The organism is Bradyrhizobium sp. STM 3561 (assembly GCF_045571455.1).
In the GTDB taxonomy this organism is placed as follows: Bacteria; Pseudomonadota; Alphaproteobacteria; order Rhizobiales; family Xanthobacteraceae; genus Bradyrhizobium; species Bradyrhizobium vignae.
Map to the genome: position 1 here is coordinate 2,799,601 of NZ_CP120695.1, position 17,866 is coordinate 2,817,466.

Consider the following 17,866-nt stretch of genomic DNA (forward strand, 5'->3'; position numbering starts at 1 on the left):
TGCGGCGCGTGCACGTTCCCGCGGCGCGCGATGCCGCGTCCTCGCGCACGATGCCGCGTGAGCAGGCTCACATTGCCGCCTTGAGGGCAGCGAAGCCGCGATCGAGATCGGCTTTGAGATCGTCGGTGCTTTCGAGGCCGATGTGGAGTCGCAGGGTCGGGCCGCCGGGCGCCCACTTGGTCGCGGTGCGATAGGCATCGCAATCGAAGGGAATTGCGAGGCTCTCGAAGCCGCCCCAGGAAAAACCCATGCCGAACAGTTTTAGCGTGTTGAGCATGGTGTCGACAGCCTTCTGCGGGGCGGGCTTCAGCACGATGCTGAACAGGCCCGAGGCGCCGGTGAAGTCGCGCTTCCAGATCGCATGGCCGGGATCGGTCTCTAAGCCCGGATGCAGCACGCGCGCGACCTCGGGACGGCCTGCGAGCCAGCGCGCCATATCGAGCCCGGAGCGATGATGCTGCGCGAGGCGCACCGACAACGTGCGCAGGCCGCGCAGCGCCAGGAAGACGTCGTCGGGACCGGCGCAGACGCCGAGCAGGCGGATGCCTTCGGCAATCTGCGGCCAGGCCTTGGCGTTGGCCGAGATGGTGCCGAACATGATGTCGGAATGACCGCCGATATACTTGGTGGCGGCCTGCATGCTGATGTCGACGCCCTGCTCCAGCGAGCGGTGATAGAGCGGGGTTGCCCAGGTGTTGTCGTCGATGACGAGGGCGCCGCGCGCATGCGCGACGTCGGCGATGGCGCGGATGTCGGGCATCTCGAAGGATTGCGAGCCCGGCGCCTCCACCAGAACGGCGCGGGTGTTGGACTTGAACAGCTTTTCGATGCCGGCGCCGATCAGCGGATCGAAATAGGTGGTCTCGACGCCATAGCGGGTCAGCATGCCGTTGCAGAAATTGCGCGAAGGCCGATAGATGTTGTCGACGACCAGAATATGATCGCCGGCCTTCAGCACCGCGAGCAGGGTGGTGGAGATCGCCGACAGGCCCGACGGCACGATGCCGACGCCGGCGCATTGCGGCCCCTCCAGCGCCATCAGCGTATCCTGGAAAGCCCTGGTCGTCGGAGTGCCGTGGCGGCCATAGGTGAACTCGCCGCGATGGGCGTGCAGGTCCTCGGCGGTCGGATAGAGCACGGTCGAGCCGTGGAACACCGGCGGATTGACGAACCCCTTCTGCGCCTTGGTGTCGCGGCCGGAGGTGACCAGCCGGGTCTCGGCGTGCTGCTCTTGGGGGTGCGAGGAATCCATGCGTCTGCTTTCAAAACCGCGTTTCCACCGGACGCATCGCGCCCGCGGGCCGGCCGAGAGGCCGCTGTCGTTAATAACAGAATACAGAAGAGTCCCGTCAACCCCTTGACCCGGCTCGCCAGTCGTTCTGTGATGCGCAGGTGCTATTCAGTCGCCGCATGTTGAGGGGCCTGCCGCGACCTTCGATCCATTGCCTGAGCGGTCTTTGCGTCACAGCCAAAATGGCGGGCGCCAGCGGCGGGGATGAAGGTATGGCCTCTCGAGATCGGCGAGTGTTCGGCAAGGTTTCCCAGCATGATTCTTGCCAGGCTTCCCTGGCAGAGACGATCCTGAGACAACATTCCTGATCTTGAGACGACCTTGAAAGGCCCGAAGCCCATGAAACGCGTAACCCTGGCTCTCACTCTTGCTCTCGCCGCCGGCCTCGCCGCCCAAGCCGCCGACGCGCAAACGCTCAAGACCGTCAAGGACCGGGGCATGCTGTCCTGCGGCGTCAGCCAAGGCCTGCCGGGCTTCTCGTCGCCCGACGACAAGGGCAATTGGACCGGTATCGACGTCGACGTCTGCCGCGCCATTGCCGGCGCGATCTTCAACGATCCGACCAAGGTCAAGTTCGTGCCGCTGTCCGCCAAGGACCGCTTCACGGCGCTGCAATCGGGCGAGATCGACGTGCTCTCGCGCAACACCACCTGGACCATCTCGCGCGACACTTCTCTCGGCGCCAACTTCACCGGCGTGACCTATTATGACGGGCAGGGCTTCATGGTGAAGAAGTCGCTCAAGGTGAACTCGGCACTCGAGCTCAACAGCGCATCGGTCTGCGTGCAGACCGGCACCACCACCGAGCAGAACCTCGCCGACTACTTCAAGGCCAACAACATGAAGTACGAGGTGATCGCATTCGCCACCAACGACGAGACCGTCAAGGCCTACGAAGCCGGGCGCTGCGACGTCTTCACCACCGACCAGTCGGGCCTGTACGCCAATCGCCTCAAGCTCGCCAATCCCAACGACCATATGGTGCTCCCGGAGATCATCTCGAAGGAGCCGCTCGGCCCGATGGTGCGCCACGGCGACGACCAGTGGTTCGACATCGTGAAATGGACGCTGTTTGCGATGATCACCGCCGAAGAGCTCGGCGTGACCTCGAAGAACGTCGACGAGAAGGCGAAACTGGAAAACCCGGAGCTGAAGCGCGTCCTCGGCAGCGACGGCAATTTCGGCGAGCAGCTCGGCCTGACCAAGGATTGGGTGGTGCGGATCGTGAAGGCGGTCGGCAATTACGGCGAGGTGTTCGACCGCAACGTCGGCGCGGGCTCGCCGCTCGCCATCAATCGGGGTCTCAACAATCTCTGGAACAAGGGTGGTCTTCAGTACGCGCCGCCGATCCGCTGATCACCCCTGATCGGCCGACAGCGGCATGAGCACCGAGGCCCGAAAACCGCCGCTCCAGATCGCGCTGAAGATCCGGCGCATTCTGGGCGGCAAGGCTGGCTGGAACGGCGTTGCCGTCCAGTTTGCCTTCGCGGCGATCCTTGGGTGGATCGGCTACGAGATCGTCTCCAATGCTCGCGCCAACCTCGAAAACCAGCACATCGCTGCCGGCTTCGGCTTCCTCAGGAACAATGCCGGCTTCGACGTCAACCAGACCCTGATCTCCTATACCGGCTCGGACACGTTCCTGCGCGTGTTCGTGGTCGGGCTCTTGAATACGCTCGTGGTCTCGGTGGTGGGCATCGTCTTCGCCACCGTGATCGGCTTCATCGTCGCGCTATGCCGGCTGTCGCCCAATTGGCTGTTGTCGCGTGTCGGCGAGATCTATGTCGAGGTCATCCGCAACCTGCCGCTGCTGTTCCAGATCCTGTTCTGGTACCTCGCCGTTCTCGCTGCCTTGCCCAATCCGCGGCAGAGCATTTCGCTGCTCGGTATTGCCTTTCTCAGTAATCGCGGCCTCGTCGTTCCCAGTCCGATCGGCCAGGGCGGCCTCGGGCCGTTCCTGGCGGTGCTGGCGCTCGGCGTCGTCGCCTCGCTGGTGCTGCGTTTCCATGCGCGGCGCGCGTTGTTTCAGGAAGGGCGGATGATCCGGATCTGGCCCTATGTGCTGGGGGCGCTGTTCGGATTGCCGCTCGCCACCATGCTGGTGTTTGGTCTGCCCTTTACCTTCGAGCTGCCGCAGCTTCGGGGGTTCAACTTCGCCGGCGGCTCACGCATCATCCCGGAATTCGTGGCGCTCACGGTGGCGCTGTCGACCTATACCGCTGCTTTCATTGCCGAGATCGTGCGTGCCGGCATTCTGTCCGTTCACAAGGGGCAGATGGAGGCGGGATCCTCGCTCGGTCTCAGCCGCGGCGCCACGCTCCGCCTGATCGTCGTGCCGCAGGCCATGCGCGTCATCGTACCGCCGCTGACCAATCAATACCTCAACCTCACGAAAAATTCCTCGCTTGCGGTCGCGATCGGCTATCCTGACCTCGTGTCGGTGTTCGCCGGCACGTCGCTGAGCCAGACCGGGCAGGCAATCGAGATCATCGCCATGACGATGGGCGTCTATCTCCTGATCTCGCTCCTCACCAGCGCCGTCATGAGCGTTTACGGTTGGCACGTCAGCCGGAGTCTGGGCGCATGAGCGATGTCATCTCGTCCAGCTTCGTCCGCAGGGACCTGCTCGCCGAGCGTCCCGCGCCGGTGAAGACCACAGGCTTCATCGGCCTGATGCGCACGCGCCTGTTCAACTCGCCGACGAACATCCTGCTGACGATCCTGGGCGCCTTGCTGCTCTGGTTCACCATCGTTCCTTCCGTCAAGTTCCTGATGGTCGATGCGGTCTGGAGCGGTCAGGACCGCACCGCCTGCCTCGCCGAGAACGCCGGCTTTGCGGTCGGCGCCTGCTGGCCCTACATCCAGGCGAAGCTCCCGCAGCTGATCTACGGCTTCTATCCCGAGGCCGAGCGCTGGCGGGTGGATCTGACGCTGTTGCTCGCAGCCGTCCTGCTGTTGCCGCTGCTCGTTCCGCGGCTGCCGGCGAAGGGCCTGAATGCCGGCCTGTTCTTCGCCGCCTTTCCGGTGGTCGCATTCTTCCTGCTGCACGGCGGCGGCATCAAGGGCTTCGGCCTGAGCTGGACGGCCGGCCTGCTGCAACTGTTCGACGAAAGCATCCTCGGTGCCGGGCAGGCGCTGCTCAGCCTGAGCAAGACGTCCGCCGTCGCTCCGCTGCTGTGGGTCGTCGGAAGCCTCGTCGTGCTGCTCGGCACAGCGATCCAATGGCTGATCTTTCCGCTCACTTGGCTGCGCGATTATATTCAGGGCATGGGGCAGCCGGTCTGGGCTGATTTTGCCATCACGGCCGCGATTGTCGGCCTGATCGCATTCGTTCTGGGCGGTGGCGTTCGCACCGGCGGCCGGGCTCTGGCATCGAGCATCGGCACCTTGATTGGCATCGCGATCGTTATCAAGCTGATGGGGCTCGACCACGGGGGATTGCCGATCGTGGCAACCAATCTCTGGGGCGGCCTTTTGGTGACGCTGGTCGTCTCCGTCACCGGCATCGTCACCTCGCTGCCGATTGGCATTGCGCTCGCGCTCGGCCGCCGCTCCACCATTCCGTTGATCCGGATCTTCTCGATCGCCTTCATCGAGTTCTGGCGCGGCGTGCCGCTGATCACCGTGCTGTTCTTCGCGACCTATATGCTGCCCCTGTTCCTGCCCGGCAATTTCACCGTCGACGGTCTGGTCAGGGCGCTGATCGGCATTGCGCTGTTCACGGGCGCCTATCAGGCCGAGAACGTTCGCGGTGGGCTCGCTGCGATACCGCGCGGTCAAGGCGAGGCGGCGGCCGCCCTCGGATTGTCCTGGTGGAAGACGACGTCGCTGATCGTGCTGCCGCAGGCGCTGCGTCACGTCATTCCGAACCTTGTCAACAGCTTCATCTCGCTGTTCAAGGACACCTCGCTGGTTTCGATCGTGGCGCTGTTCGACCTCCTGGGCTCGCTGCGCGCCTCGTTCTCGGATCCAAAATGGTCGACGCCGTCGACCGCGTTCACCGGTTTCGCCTTCGCCGGGATCATCTATTTCATCTTCTGCTTTGGAATGTCGCGCTACTCGCTATTCGTCGAGCACCGTCTCAACGCCCACCGCCGCAACTGATCGAGGCCACCATGTCCGACCCCATCGTCAAGATTTCCGGCCTGAATAAATGGTATGGCGAATTCCACGTCCTGCGCGACATCGACCTCGAGGTCCGGAAGGGCGAGCGCATCGTGATCTGCGGGCCCTCGGGCTCCGGCAAGTCCACGCTGATCCGCTGCATCAATGCGCTGGAGGAATTCCAGGAGGGCGAGATCGTCGTCGACGGCATCGAGCTCGGTCCCAACCTCAAGCATGTCGATGCCGTGCGTCGCGAGGTCGGCATGGTGTTCCAGAGCTTCAATCTGTTCCCGCATCTGACCGTGCTCGACAATTGCACGCTGGCGCCGATCTGGGTCCGAAACATCCCCAAGAGGGATGCCGAGGCAACCGCGATGAAGTTCCTGGAACGGGTCAAGATCCCGCACCAGGCCAACAAGTTTCCGGGGCAGATGTCCGGCGGCCAGCAGCAACGCGTCGCGATTGCCCGGGCCTTGACCATGAACCCGAAGGTGATGCTGTTCGACGAGCCGACCTCGGCGCTCGACCCCGAGATGGTCAAGGAGGTGCTCGACACCATGGTCGACCTCGCCGAGGAGGGCATGACCATGCTGGTCGTCACCCACGAGATGGGCTTTGCCCGCGAGGTCGCCAACCGCGTCGTGTTCATGGACGCCGGCCAGATCATCGAGGCCAACACGCCGAAGGAGTTCTTCGCCGCCCCGCAGCACGCCCGCACGAAGCTGTTCCTGAGCCAGATTCTGCGCTGAGCCTCTGCGCCCCACGGCCTCGTGGTCTGACTGACCGCAAGCTTGGCACCATCCGAATCAGCTCGTCTCTTTTCGGACCATCCTCCGGAGAGAGACCTTGCAGAGCAGTGCCGGCGCGCGCGCATACCAGAATGCGCGACTGGAAAAGAAGCTGAAGAAGCAGGCGGACGCCGTCATGGCCGAGGCGCTCGGACAGGGCAGACTTGCCGAGGCCGAGGTGCTCTGCCGCGAGATCTTGAAGGAAGTCCCCGATCATTTCCACGCCACGCACCTGCTCGGCCTGCGCGCGTTTGACGGCGGGCGGCTCGATGAGGCGGAATTCCTGCTCGAGCGTGAGACCGCGCTCGATCCACGTTCGCCCGACGCGCATGGCAATCTCGGGGCTGTATATTTCGCGCTCGAGAAGTTCAACGATGCACGCTCATGCCAGGAGAAGGCCATTGCGCTGAAGCCGAATTGTCCGATCACCCTGACCAATCTCGGCAATACGCTGCTGCACATCTGCCTCGGCAAAGAGGCGATCGGGCTGCACGAACGCGCGATCAGGCTGAAGCCGGACTATGCCGATGCGTTTTGCAACCGCGGCATGGCAGAATTGATGACAGGCCGGCTCGAGCGCGCCAAAGAGAGCTTCGATCGTGCCCTGTCACTTCAACCACGTCACGCGGAAGCGATCGCCGGCAAGGGCATGGTGAGCCTCGAGCTACGACACTTCGAGGAGGCGGCTGCCGCACTCGACGCAGCGCTCGCGATCAAGCCAGGTTCACCTAGGGTTCTGCTGCAGCGCGGGCGGCTCAATCTGAGTCTGTCCCGGCTGGAGCAGGCGGCCGCGGACCTCGATGCGGCGCTGGCGCAATCGCCGCGGCACGAGCTCGCGCTGTGCTGGAGGGCGCAGATCGACATTCTCGTGGGGAACACGGCGCGGGCGATTGCGGGCGTCAAGACGCTGCTCGAAGTCAATCCGCGATCCGAGATGGGATTGGCGCTTCTGGCGGCTTGCTATGTGAACCAGGGAGACATCGCGATGGCGCTCCAGCATCTCGACGCGGCCCTGGAGATCGCGCCAGACTTTCCGGAGGCTATCGGATACAGGATCTTCGTGCTGGATTATCTGCCGGAGGCCGATTTCGCGGTCCAGCAGGCGGCACGAAGATATTGGTGGGATGCGATCGGCGCCAAGCTCCCGCAAAGGACGCTGTTGCCGCGCCAGCTCGATCCGGACAGGCGGATCGCGATCGGATACGTCGCGTCCGAATTCAGGAACCACTCGGCCGCGTATTCTCTGCTGCCGGTGCTGCGCCATCATGATCACGCCAAGTTCAAGATCATCTGCTATTCCTGCTGGCCGTTGCAGGATGAGATGACGGAGAGATTCAAGCCGCTTGCGGACGTCTGGGTCGATGCCGAGCAGCTTTCGGACGACGAGCTGGCCGATCGTATTCAGGCCGATGGGATCGATATTCTGATCGATGTGTCCGGACATACCACTGGCAGCAGGCTTCAGGTCTTCGCCCGCAAGCCGGCCCCCATCCAGGTCACGGGTTTCGGGCACGCCACGGGGACGGGCCTTCAGACGATGGATCATGTGCTCGCCGACCCGATCTTCATTCCGCAATCGGCGCGGCATCTGCTGGCCGAAAAGGTCTATGATTTGCCCTGTCTGATCACGATCGATCCCATCCTGAACGCGCCGCCTTCGGAGCTTCCCATGCTCCGCAATGGCTATGTGACTTTCGGCGTGTTCAACCGCATCTTCAAGATATCGGACGAGGCCATCAGGGTGGGGTCGAAGGTGATGCGCGCGGTGAGCGGATCGAAGATCATCATCAAGAGCGGGCTGTTCGACGATCCCTTGCTGCGCGACCGTCTGGTCGCGCGGTTCGTGGAACAGGGTATCGCCGAAGAAAACGTCGTCTGCATGGGCTCGTCCCCGCGCTCCGAGCATCTGCGGGCCTTCGCGAGCGTCGACATTTCGCTCGACACGTTCCCGCAAAATGGCGGCATCAGCACCTGGGAATCCCTTTATGCGGGCGTTCCGGTCGTCGCCAAGCTCGGCAACGGCGCTTCTTCGCGCGCCGGCGGGTCGATCGTCGCGGCCGTCGGACTCGGCGACTGGGTCGCAGAGGACGATGAAGGTTATGCTGCGATCGCGTGCAAATATGCGGCGCAGCCTGCCCATCTGGCGAAGCTCCGCGCAGAATTGCCGGCCCGGATCGCAGCTTCGCCCGCCGGCAATGTCGAAATCTACACGCGGAACGTCGAGGCGGGATATCGCCGGTTCTGGCGCGACTATTGTGTCGCGGCATCAGAAACCGGAGACATAGCGTAAGCCTGAGCCGGATTTTGCCCCGAGCACCGGGAAATCCCGGGCGCCCGCGGTCCAGCCGACCGGGCGGCCTAGAGGACGAATCAGCTAGACTCTCCATGCGGGTACCTTCCGGAGAGACATCTTGCAGAGCAGCGGCGCCGGCGCGCGCGCATTCCAGAACGCGCGATTGCAGAAGAAACTGATGAAGCAGGCGGACGCCGTCATCTCCGCCGCGGCGAGCGCCTATGGCCAGCGTCGATACACGGAGACCGAGGCGCTTTGCCGCGAGATCCTGAAAGCGCTGCCGGACCATTTCGATGCCACGCATTTGCTCGGTCTGTGCGCGCATGACGGCGGGCGCCTGGAGGAGGCGCAACGGCTGCTCGAGCGCACGATTGTGCTCGATCCGCGTTCGCACGAGGCCTTCAGCAACCTCGCGACCGTCTACTTCGACCTGAAGAAATTCGAGGATGCGCGCCGATGCCAGGAGAAGGCGATCGCGCTGAAGCCGAACTTTCCGCTGGCTCTTACCAATCTCGGCAATACGTTGCTGCACATGAATCTCCCCGGGCAGGCAATCGAATTGCACGATCGCGCCATCCGCCTGAAGCCGGACTATGCCGATGCCTTCTGCAATCGCGGCATGGCCGAACTGATGATGGGTCAGTTCGAGCGTGCCAGCGAAAGTTTCGATCGCGCCCTGTTGTTTCAGCCGCGTCACGCGGAAGCGATCGCCGGCAAGGGCATGGTGAGCATCGAGCGTCGGCACTACGATGAGGCGGAATCCGCGCTCGCAGCCGGGCTCGCGATCAAGCCCAATTCGGCGCGGATGCTGGCACAGCGCGGACGGCTCAATTTCGACCTGTCGCGCCTGGAGCAGGCGGCCGCCGATTTCGAGGCGGCGCTGGCGCAATCGCCTACGCTCGAGCTGGCTCTACGCGGGAAAGCGCAGGTCAATATCCTGCTGGGAAACACGGCGCAGGCGATCGCGGCCGTCAAGACATTGCTGGAGGAAAATCCGCGATCCGAGATCGGAATGGCGCTGCTGGCGTCGTGCTATGCGAGCCAGGGTGACATTGCGACGGCACTTCAGCATCTCGATGCCGCGCTCGAGCTCAGCCCGGGTTATTCGGACGCGATCGCGCGCAAGATCTTCTTGCTGGATTATCTCTCCGAAGCCGGCTTTGCGGTTCAGCAGGAGGCCCGAAAATCCTGGTGGGATGCGGTCGGCGCCAAATTGCCGCGAAGGACGTTGGCGCCACGCCAGCTCGATCCGGACAAGCGCATCGTGATCGGATACGTTGCATCCGAATTCAGAAACCATTCGGCCGCGCTCACTCTGTTGCCGGTGCTGCGCCATCATGATCACACAAGGTTCGAGATCATCTGCTATTCCTGCTGGCCGTTGCCGGATGAGATGACCGAACGATTCAAGCCTCTGGCGGACGTCTGGGTCGACGCCGGGCAGCTTTCGGACGACGAGCTGGCTGACCGTATCCAGGCGGATAAGGTCGATATCCTGATCGACGTATCGGGGCATACGACCGGCAACAGACTTCATGTTTTTGCTCGCAAGCCCGCGCCGATCCAGGTCACGGGTTTCGGGCACGCCACCGGGACCGGCCTTCAGACCATGGATTACGTGCTCGCGGATTCGGTCTTCATTCCGCAATCGGCCCGACATCTGCTGGTCGAGAAGGTTCACGATCTGCCATGTCTGATCACCATAGAACCCGTGCTGGACGTGCCGCGGTCGGAGCTGCCCATGCTCCGCAACGGCTACGTGACCTTCGGCGTGTTCAACCGCATCTACAAGATATCGGACGAAGCCATCCGGGTGTGGGCAAAGGTGATGCGCGAGGTGAGCGGATCGAAGATCATCATCAAGCACGGACTGCTCGACGATCCCTTGCTGCGCGACAGTCTGGTCGCGCGGTTCGTGGCGCAGGGCATCGCCGCAGAGAATATCACCTGCATGGGCTCGACCTCGCGCCACGAGCATCTGCTGGCCTTCGCGAATGTCGACATTTCGCTCGACACATTCCCGCAAAATGGCGGCATCAGCACCTGGGAATCGCTTTATGCGGGCGTTCCGGTCGTCGCCAAGCTCGGCAACGGCGCCTCCTCGCGTGCCGGCGGCTCGATCGTGGCTGCCGTCGGCCTCAGCGATTGGGTCGCCGACGACGATGAAGGGTATGCCGCGATCGCGTGCAAATATGCGGCGCAGCCGGCCTATCTGGCAAAGCTGCGGGCGGAATTGCCGGCCCAGATCGCAGCTTCGCCCGCCGGCAATATCGAGATCTATACGCAGAAGGTCGAGGCAGGATATCGCCAATTCTGGCGCGACTATTGTGCCGCGGCCTCGGAACGCGGCGACGTCGTGTAGACGCTGAGGACCGGAAAATCGCGGGGGGCGATGCTGGTCCAGTGACCGGCGGGTCGGGCCTGCGAATCAGCTAGACTCGGTCCGGGCGATCTTCCGGAGAGCAACCTTGCAGAGCAGCGGCGCCGGCGCGCGCGCATTTCAGAACGCGCGATTGCAGAAGAAATTGAAGAAGCAGGCGGACGCCGTCATCGCTGCCGCGGCGAGCGCCTATGGCCAGGGCCGATATGCGGAAACCGAGGCGCTCTGCCGTCAGATCCTGCAAGCTGTTCCCGATCATTTCGACGCCACGCACTTGCTCGGCCTGTGTGCGCAGAACGGCCGGCGCCTCGAGGAGGCGCAGCGGCTGCTCGAGCGCGCGATTGCGCTCGATCCTCGTTCGCACGAAGCCCATAGCCATCTCGGGACCGTGCATTTTGATCTCAGGAAGTTCGAGGATGCGCGCCGGTGCCAGGAGAGGGCGATCGCGCTGAAGCCGAACTTTCCGCAGGGGCTGACCAATCTCGGCAATACGCTGCTCCACCTCAATCTCGCGGAGCAGGCGATCGAACTGTACGATCGCGCCATCAAGCTGAAGCCGGACCATGCCGATGCACTCTGCAATCGCGGCCTGGCAGAGCTGGCGCTGCGCCAATTTGACCGCGCCAAACAGAGCTTCGAGCGCGCCCTGGTGTTTCAGCCGCGTCAAGCGGAAGCGCTCATCGGCAAGGGCGTGGTCGATATCGAGCTCAAGCACTACGATGAAGCGGAGGCCGCGCTCGCAGCGGCGCTCGCGATGAGGCCTCATTCGGCCAAGGCCCTGGCCCACCGCGGACGGCTCAATTTCGAGCTATCGCGGTTGGAGCGGGCGTCTGCGGATTTCGATGCAGCGCTCGCGCTTTCGCCCAAGCTGGAGGTCGCCTTGCAGGGAAAGGCGCAAGTCAGCATCCAGCTGGGGAACACGGCCGAGGCGCTTGCGGCCGTCAAGATACTGCTCGCGGAAAATCCGCGCTCCGCGATTGCGATGACGCTGCTGAGCGCCTGTTTCGCCAATCAGGGCGAGATCGCATCCACCATCGCACATCTCGACACCGCCCTGGCGATGGCGCCTGATAATGCGGACCTGATCGCCCGCAAGATTTTCTTTCTGGACTTTCTCTCCGACGCCGATTTCGCGGTCCAGCAGGCCGCGCGCAAACATTGGTGGGACGCGATCGGAGCCAAGTTGCCGCGAAGGACGTTGGCGCCGCGCCAGCTCGATCCGGAAAGGCGGATCGTGATCGGATATGTCGCTGCCGAGTTCTGGTATCACTCGGCGGCGTTCGCCCTTCTACCGGTGCTGCGCCATCATGATCACACGAACTTCGAGATCGTCTGCTATTCATGCTCGCCGCGACGCGACGAGATGACTGCCGAATTCAACTCGTTTGCGGACATCTGGGTCGATGCCTGGCAGCTTTCGGACGACGAACTGGCCGACCGCATCCAGGCGGACAAGATCGATATCCTGATCGACGTGTCAGGGCATTCATCGGGTAACAGGCTTCCTGTCTTCGCACGGAAGCCGGCGCCGATCCAGGTCACGGGTTTTGGTCATGCCACCGGGACAGGTCTTCAGACCATGGACCACGTGCTCGCGGATCCTATCTTCATTCCGCAATCGGCGCGGCATCTGCTGGCCGAAAAGGTCTATGATTTGCCGTGCCTGATCACGATCGATCCCATCGGGGATGTGCCGCCTTCGGAGCTTCCCATGCTCCGCAACGGCTATGTGACCTTCGGCGTATTCAACCGCATCTACAAGATCTCGGACGAGGCCATCCGGGTGTGGGCGAATGTGATGCGCGCGGTGAGCGGATCGAAGATCATCATCAAACATACCCTGCTGGACGATCCCTTGTTGCGCGACAGCCTGGTCGGGCGATTCGTGGCGCAGGGCATTGCCGAGGAGAACGTGATCTGCATGGGCTCGTCCCCGCGCGCCGAGCATCTGCGGGCCTTTGCGAATGTCGACATTTCGCTCGATACGTTTCCGCAAAATGGCGGCATCAGCACCTGGGAATCGCTCTATGCCGGCGTTCCGGTCGTGGCCAAGCTCGGCAACGGCGCCTCGTCGCGCGCCGGCGGCTCGATCGTGGCTGCCGTTGGCCTCAACGATTGGGTCGCTGAGGATGACGAGGGATATGCCGCGATCGCGCGCACATATGCGGCGCAGCCAGCTCATCTGGCGAAGCTGCGTGCGGAATTGCCGGCCCGGATCGCGGCTTCGCCCGCCGGGAATGTCGAAATCTACACGCGGAAGGTCGAGGCGGCATATCGCCAGTTCTGGCGCGACTATTGTGCCGCGGACTCGGAGCGCGGCGAAGTCGCATAATCGGGTCGAAACGCGGGCGCCTCGTGGGCAAGCGTCCCGGACGTGAGCCTTCCCGCGACGATCACACGAACGGCGGCTTGATGTTGCTGCGCTTCTCCAGCCACTCCGGCACCGGCAGGTTCTTGGCGCGCATGAAGTCCGCATTGAACAGCTTCGAGAGATAGCGGCTGCCGGAATCGCACAGCACGGTGACGATGGTTTTGCCGGGCCCGAGCTGCCTTGCAAGTCGCATCGCGCCGACGACATTGATGCCCGTCGAGCCGCCGAGGCACAGGCCTTCGTGCTGGAGCAGATCATAGATCGCCGTGACGGCTTCGGCATCGGGAATCAGATAGGCGTCATCGACCTTGGCGGTCTCGACGATCGCAGTCGCGCGGTTGAGGCCGATGCCCTCGGTGATCGAGCCGCCGGGCGTCGCCTTGGGATCGCCGGTCCTGAAATATTCGTACATGCCGGCGCCATGCGGATCGGCGCAGGCGATGCAGACGTTCTTGCTCTTTTCCTTGAGATAGCGGCTGACGCCGGCCAGCGTGCCGCCGCTGCCGACCGAGCAGACGAAGCCGTCGACCTTGCCGCTGGTCTGCTCCCAGATCTCGGGCCCCGTCGATTCGTAGTGGGCCTTCGCGTTGTCGAGGTTATTCCACTGATCGGCGAACAGCACGCCATTCGGCTCGGTCTTGCGCAGCTCGTCGGCGAGCCTGCGGCCGACATGCTGGTAGTTGTTGGGGTTGGCATAGGGCAGGGCCGGCACCTCGATCAGCTCGGCACCACACAGCTTCAGGAAATCCTTCTTCTCCTGGCTCTGCGTCTCCGGGATCACGATCAAGGTGCGGTAGCCGCGCGCGCTCGCCACGACCGCAAGCCCGATGCCGGTATTGCCGGCGGTGGCTTCCACCACGAGACCGCCGGGCTTGAGCTCGCCACGCTTCTCCGCCTCCAGGATCATCCATTTGCCGGCGCGGTCCTTGACCGACTGGCCCGGATTCATGAACTCGGCCTTGCCGAGAATGGTGCATCCGGTCAGTTCCGAGGCGCGCTTCAGCTTGATCAGCGGGGTGTTGCCGATGGCTTCGACAACGTCGTTGCGAATGGTCATGTCGGGGGAAATCACTGCCAGGGGGTTTTGATCAGGTTTGGCCAGAACCTAGTGCTTGGGAGGCCAAAGGGAAAGGCTTTTGCGTTGCGGCGAACCCTACCGAAACGCCCGTCCAAACAGCGATATGGTTGAGAGGCGGGACCGGCGATGATGCGCTCGGCCGCGAGGCGGGATATCGTAGGACGAAATGGTCGAACTCCGTTAGGACCCGACACGATAACGCTGGTGATGAGCGGTCTTGCGACCATTTCTTGCCACAGCGTTTGGGAGGTCGAAAAGTCTATCGGCAGGATGGACGGCTTCGTTTTCGGCAAATTGACGGTCTTCCGGGGCGGCCCAGATGGCGCAACTGAGCTGAAGCCGCCTGGCGCGGTTGGATCGAAGGGGCCAGCGGCCGGTGTGGCAGCAATATCACATGAAATCTTAGTAAGCTTGCTCACGTTTCCAGATGTTGCGTAGTGAGAGAAGTCCCTGCGAGACAGGCATTTTTTACATTTTTGTCAGTTCGCTCCCGCCTCGTTGGCACGGGCATCTCGCAACTGCGGCACTGTCCCGCCGTTCCGCGCCCGGCTAGTATGATTCTTAGGTTCCGCAGAAAGCATCATAGCTGTGAACGCGTTATCCAAAGCCTCCCGACTGTCCCGCCGCGAATCGGCTAATCCGGCTGCACGGCGGCGGCTCGATCTGCCCGACGGGGGGTGGATGTGACACAGCAAGTTCCAGCGATCGCCTCGCGGCGGTCTCTCGGTTCTGCATTCCGGACGCTGCGCGCGGCGCGATGGATTGCGGTGTTGTGCCTCGCCGCCGGTTCGGGCGCTTGCGTGCTGACCCAGGATCTCCCCGATCCCGCGCTCGACGTACCCACGCAATACAAATATGCCGGCAAACGCGATGCGCCGCCATCGCTGGATTGGTGGCGTGGCTTCCGCTCTGCGGAGCTGACCCAGCTGATGGAGGAGGCGCAGACCGTCAACCTCGACATCGCCGCCGCGGTCGCGCGCATCGTCCAAGCCGACGCCCAGGCACGGCAGGCAGGCGCGGCGCTGCTGCCGAGCGTGTCGACGACCGGATCGGAAACCTACTCGCGCACCTCGGGCTCGAGCGCCTCGGGCCTGTCCATCGGCGGACGCGAGGTCGTCAACTATTCGGCCTCGCTGAGCGCGAGCTACCAGCTCGACTTCTGGGGCCAGAATCGCGACGCGCTGCAAACGGCGGAGGAAACGGCCAACGCCAATCGCTTCGACCGCGACACGGTCGCGCTGACTACGCTCGCCGCCGTCGCCAACGCCTATTTCCAGGTGCTGGCCTCGCAGGATCGCATCAGGACCTCACAGCGCAATATCGCGAGCGCGCAGCGCATCCTCGATGCGGTCAAGGAACGGCGCAGGGCCGGCACCGGCACCGATCTCGACGTTGCCCAGCAGGAGAGCGTGCTCGCGAACCAGAAGGCCTTGGTGCCGCCGTTGCGCCAGACACTCGACCAGAACGCCAACGCGCTGGCTGTTCTGGTATCACGCCCGCCGGAGAGCGTGCGCGTGCTCGGCGGCTCCCTGGATCGGATCGCGATCCCGCGCGTGACGCCCGGCCTGCCGTCCGAGCTTCTGACGCAGCGACCGGACATCCGCCGCCAGGAAGCCCAGCTCGCCTCGGCGACCGCGAACATCGGCAACGCCCGCGCGCAGTTCTTTCCGACCATCCAGCTCACCGGCAATGGCGGCTATCAGAGCTCGGCGCTGGTCTCGCTGTTCCAGCCGCATGCCGCCTTCTTCCAGCTCGTCGGCAGCGCGACACAGCCGATCTTCGACGGCGGCAGGATCCTCGGTAATTTCGAACTCGCGAAGGCCCGGCAGGACGAGCTGCTCCAGACCTACCGCAAGACCATCATCCAGGCCTTTGCCGATGTCGACAATGCGCTGTTCTCGATCAAGCAAACCACGATCAAGCTGCAGTTGCAGCGCGACGTCGTCGCCGCCTCGCGCCGGGCTTTCGATCTCTCCGAACAGCAATTGCGCGCCGGCACTGCCGACATCGTGACCGTGCTCAACACCCAACTGACCCTGTTCCAGGCGGAAGACGCGCTGTCGCAGGCCCAACTCGCACGGCTCCTCGCCATCGTCAGCCTGTACCAGGCGCTCGGCGGCGGTTGGGAGCCGAGGATGGAGAAACCGGTCAATGCTCTTTAAGCCGGAGACGAAGCAAGACGCGAAGGAGGGGACGGCGAAAAGATCGCGCGGCCGCGGCTTCGTCATGACCCTGATCACGCTCGCGATCCTCGGCGGGCTCGGTTATCTCGGCTGGACCGTTGCGCATCAGGAGCAGGCCAACAACCGCAACCAGCGGCCGGATCTGCCGGTGCCCGTGCTGGCGGCGAGCCCACGCATCCAGGACGTGCCGGTTTATCTCGACGGCGTCGGCGCGATTCGCGCGCTCAATACCGTGACCGTCCGCTCGCAGGTCGACGGCAAGCTGATCGCCGTCAACTTCACGGAGGGCCAGGACGTCAGGAAGGGCGACGTGCTCGGCGAGATCGATCCGGCGATTTACCAGGCGCAGTACGACCAGGCGGTGGCCAAGAAGGCGCAGGATCAGGCTCAGCTCGCCAACCAGCGCATCGATCTCGCGCGCTACGAGCAGCTCGCAGCGACCAATGCCGGCTCCAAGCAGCAGGCCGACACCCAGCGCGCGCTGGTGGCGCAGACCGAGGCGCTGATCAAGGCCGACCAGGCCGCGATCGACAATGCCGCGGCAACTCTCAGCTACACCAAGATCGTGGCGCCGATCTCGGGCCGCGCCGGCCTGCGCCAGGTCGACCAGGGCAACATCATCCACGCCTCCGATACCACGGGTCTTGTGGTGATCACGCAATTGCAGCCGATCGCGGTGTGGTTCAGCCTGCCGCAGCAGCAGATCATGCGCGTCAACGCGGCCGCCGCAAAGGGCACGCTGGCGGTCGACGTGTTCGGCAATGACGGCATTACGGTGATCGACACCGGCAAGCTCACCGGCATCGACAACCAGGTCGACCAGACCACCGGCACGCTCAAGCTCAAGGCCGAATTTCCCAACGCCAATTACCAGCTCTGGCCGGGCCAGTTCGTCAATGTCCGTCTCAAGGTCGAGACCTTGACGCAGGCGCTGGTGGTGCCGACCTCTGCGGTGCAGCGCGGCCCGGTCGGGACCTTCAGCTACGTCATCGGCGAGGACAACGTCGTCTCGGCCAAGCCCGTGACGGTGACGCAGCAGAACGAGCATGACGCGGTGATCGCCAGCGGCCTCTCGCCGAGCGACAAGGTCATCACCACGGGCTTTGCCAATTTGTCCGACGGCTCCAAGGTGATCGTGGGCCGCGACGACCAAACCCCATCGGCCGATCTTGCCCCGCGCAAGCGCTCGCGCGCGCCGGACGCGCAGAAAAAGGATGGTGCCAAAGAAGTTCAGAAGGACGGGCAGGGCAAGGACGGTGAGTTCCGTGCCAAGCGCAAGAGCAGCGAAGGCGACCAGAAGGGGCAGACTGGGCTGGCGCCGGGGCCGGGGGCATCGGGAAGTGGAGCCAAGCAGCCATGATCCCGACAACAGCCGCTT

Annotated in this window: 11 protein-coding genes; 9 read left to right on the forward strand and 2 right to left on the reverse strand. The window is 63.6% G+C overall.

The window, feature by feature from the left end; translation table 11 throughout:
- Positions 1–67 precede the first annotated feature (67 nt).
- Positions 68–1,252: a cystathionine beta-lyase gene (metC, locus tag P6U28_RS13130; RefSeq protein ID WP_122403302.1), complete on the reverse strand. Its 1,185-nt coding sequence runs from the start codon at positions 1,250–1,252 to the stop codon at positions 68–70.
- A gap of 378 nt (positions 1,253–1,630) precedes the next feature.
- Between metC and P6U28_RS13135 the strand changes: the two genes are divergently transcribed.
- The 7 genes from P6U28_RS13135 (at position 1,631) to P6U28_RS13165 (ending at position 13,188) form a co-directional block, all read left to right on the forward strand.
- The gene (locus P6U28_RS13135; RefSeq protein ID WP_122406680.1) at positions 1,631–2,647 is read left to right on the forward strand and encodes an amino acid ABC transporter substrate-binding protein; all 1,017 of its coding nucleotides are present in this window, start codon (positions 1,631–1,633) and stop codon (positions 2,645–2,647) included.
- A 25-nt stretch (positions 2,648–2,672) separates the two neighbouring features.
- Complete coding sequence (locus tag P6U28_RS13140; protein WP_122403301.1) at positions 2,673–3,878, forward strand: amino acid ABC transporter permease; 1,206 nt, start codon at positions 2,673–2,675, stop codon at positions 3,876–3,878.
- Positions 3,875–5,395: an amino acid ABC transporter permease gene (locus P6U28_RS13145; protein ID WP_122403300.1), complete on the forward strand. Its 1,521-nt coding sequence runs from the start codon at positions 3,875–3,877 to the stop codon at positions 5,393–5,395. Before P6U28_RS13140 ends, P6U28_RS13145 begins: the two co-directional genes overlap by 4 nt.
- An 11-nt stretch (positions 5,396–5,406) precedes the next feature.
- Positions 5,407–6,144: an amino acid ABC transporter ATP-binding protein gene (locus tag P6U28_RS13150; protein ID WP_027574517.1), complete on the forward strand. Its 738-nt coding sequence runs from the start codon at positions 5,407–5,409 to the stop codon at positions 6,142–6,144.
- 97 nt (positions 6,145–6,241) lie between these two features.
- Positions 6,242–8,473, forward strand: coding sequence for a tetratricopeptide repeat protein (locus tag P6U28_RS13155; RefSeq protein WP_407122412.1), 2,232 nt, complete (start codon positions 6,242–6,244; stop codon positions 8,471–8,473).
- Positions 8,474–8,594: 121 nt separating this feature from the next.
- A complete protein-coding gene (locus P6U28_RS13160) occupies positions 8,595–10,838 on the forward strand; it encodes a tetratricopeptide repeat protein (RefSeq protein WP_244607653.1) in 2,244 nt (747 codons plus the stop codon).
- A 106-nt stretch (positions 10,839–10,944) separates the two neighbouring features.
- Complete coding sequence (locus tag P6U28_RS13165) at positions 10,945–13,188, forward strand: tetratricopeptide repeat protein (protein ID WP_162500283.1); 2,244 nt, start codon at positions 10,945–10,947, stop codon at positions 13,186–13,188.
- Between the two features lie 61 nt (positions 13,189–13,249).
- On the opposite strand, the gene P6U28_RS13170 is transcribed toward P6U28_RS13165, so the two are convergent.
- Positions 13,250–14,284: a cysteine synthase A gene (locus tag P6U28_RS13170; RefSeq protein WP_122403299.1), complete on the reverse strand. Its 1,035-nt coding sequence runs from the start codon at positions 14,282–14,284 to the stop codon at positions 13,250–13,252.
- A 698-nt stretch (positions 14,285–14,982) separates the two neighbouring features.
- On the opposite strand from P6U28_RS13170, the gene P6U28_RS13175 reads away from it, so the two are divergent.
- Positions 14,983–16,467, forward strand: a complete 1,485-nt coding sequence (locus P6U28_RS13175; RefSeq protein ID WP_122403298.1) for an efflux transporter outer membrane subunit — start codon at positions 14,983–14,985, stop codon at positions 16,465–16,467.
- Positions 16,457–17,848 (forward strand): efflux RND transporter periplasmic adaptor subunit, encoded by a 1,392-nt coding sequence (locus P6U28_RS13180; protein ID WP_407122414.1) that lies wholly within the window; start codon positions 16,457–16,459, stop codon positions 17,846–17,848. The genes P6U28_RS13175 and P6U28_RS13180 overlap by 11 nt, the downstream gene beginning before the upstream one ends.
- The last annotated feature ends 18 nt before the right edge of the window (positions 17,849–17,866 follow it).

Excerpts from the sequence above, each read along its gene's own strand:
- metC (WP_122403302.1), bottom strand. The coding sequence starts at position 1,252 with ATGGATTCCTCGCACCCCCAAGAGCAGCACGCCGAGACCCGGCTGGTC.
- P6U28_RS13135 (WP_122406680.1), top strand. The coding sequence starts at position 1,631 with ATGAAACGCGTAACCCTGGCTCTCACTCTTGCTCTCGCCGCCGGCCTC.
- P6U28_RS13140 (WP_122403301.1), top strand. The coding sequence starts at position 2,673 with ATGAGCACCGAGGCCCGAAAACCGCCGCTCCAGATCGCGCTGAAGATC.
- P6U28_RS13145 (WP_122403300.1), top strand. The coding sequence starts at position 3,875 with ATGAGCGATGTCATCTCGTCCAGCTTCGTCCGCAGGGACCTGCTCGCC.
- P6U28_RS13150 (WP_027574517.1), top strand. The coding sequence starts at position 5,407 with ATGTCCGACCCCATCGTCAAGATTTCCGGCCTGAATAAATGGTATGGC.
- P6U28_RS13170 (WP_122403299.1), bottom strand. The coding sequence starts at position 14,284 with ATGACCATTCGCAACGACGTTGTCGAAGCCATCGGCAACACCCCGCTG.
- P6U28_RS13180 (WP_407122414.1), top strand. The coding sequence starts at position 16,457 with ATGCTCTTTAAGCCGGAGACGAAGCAAGACGCGAAGGAGGGGACGGCG.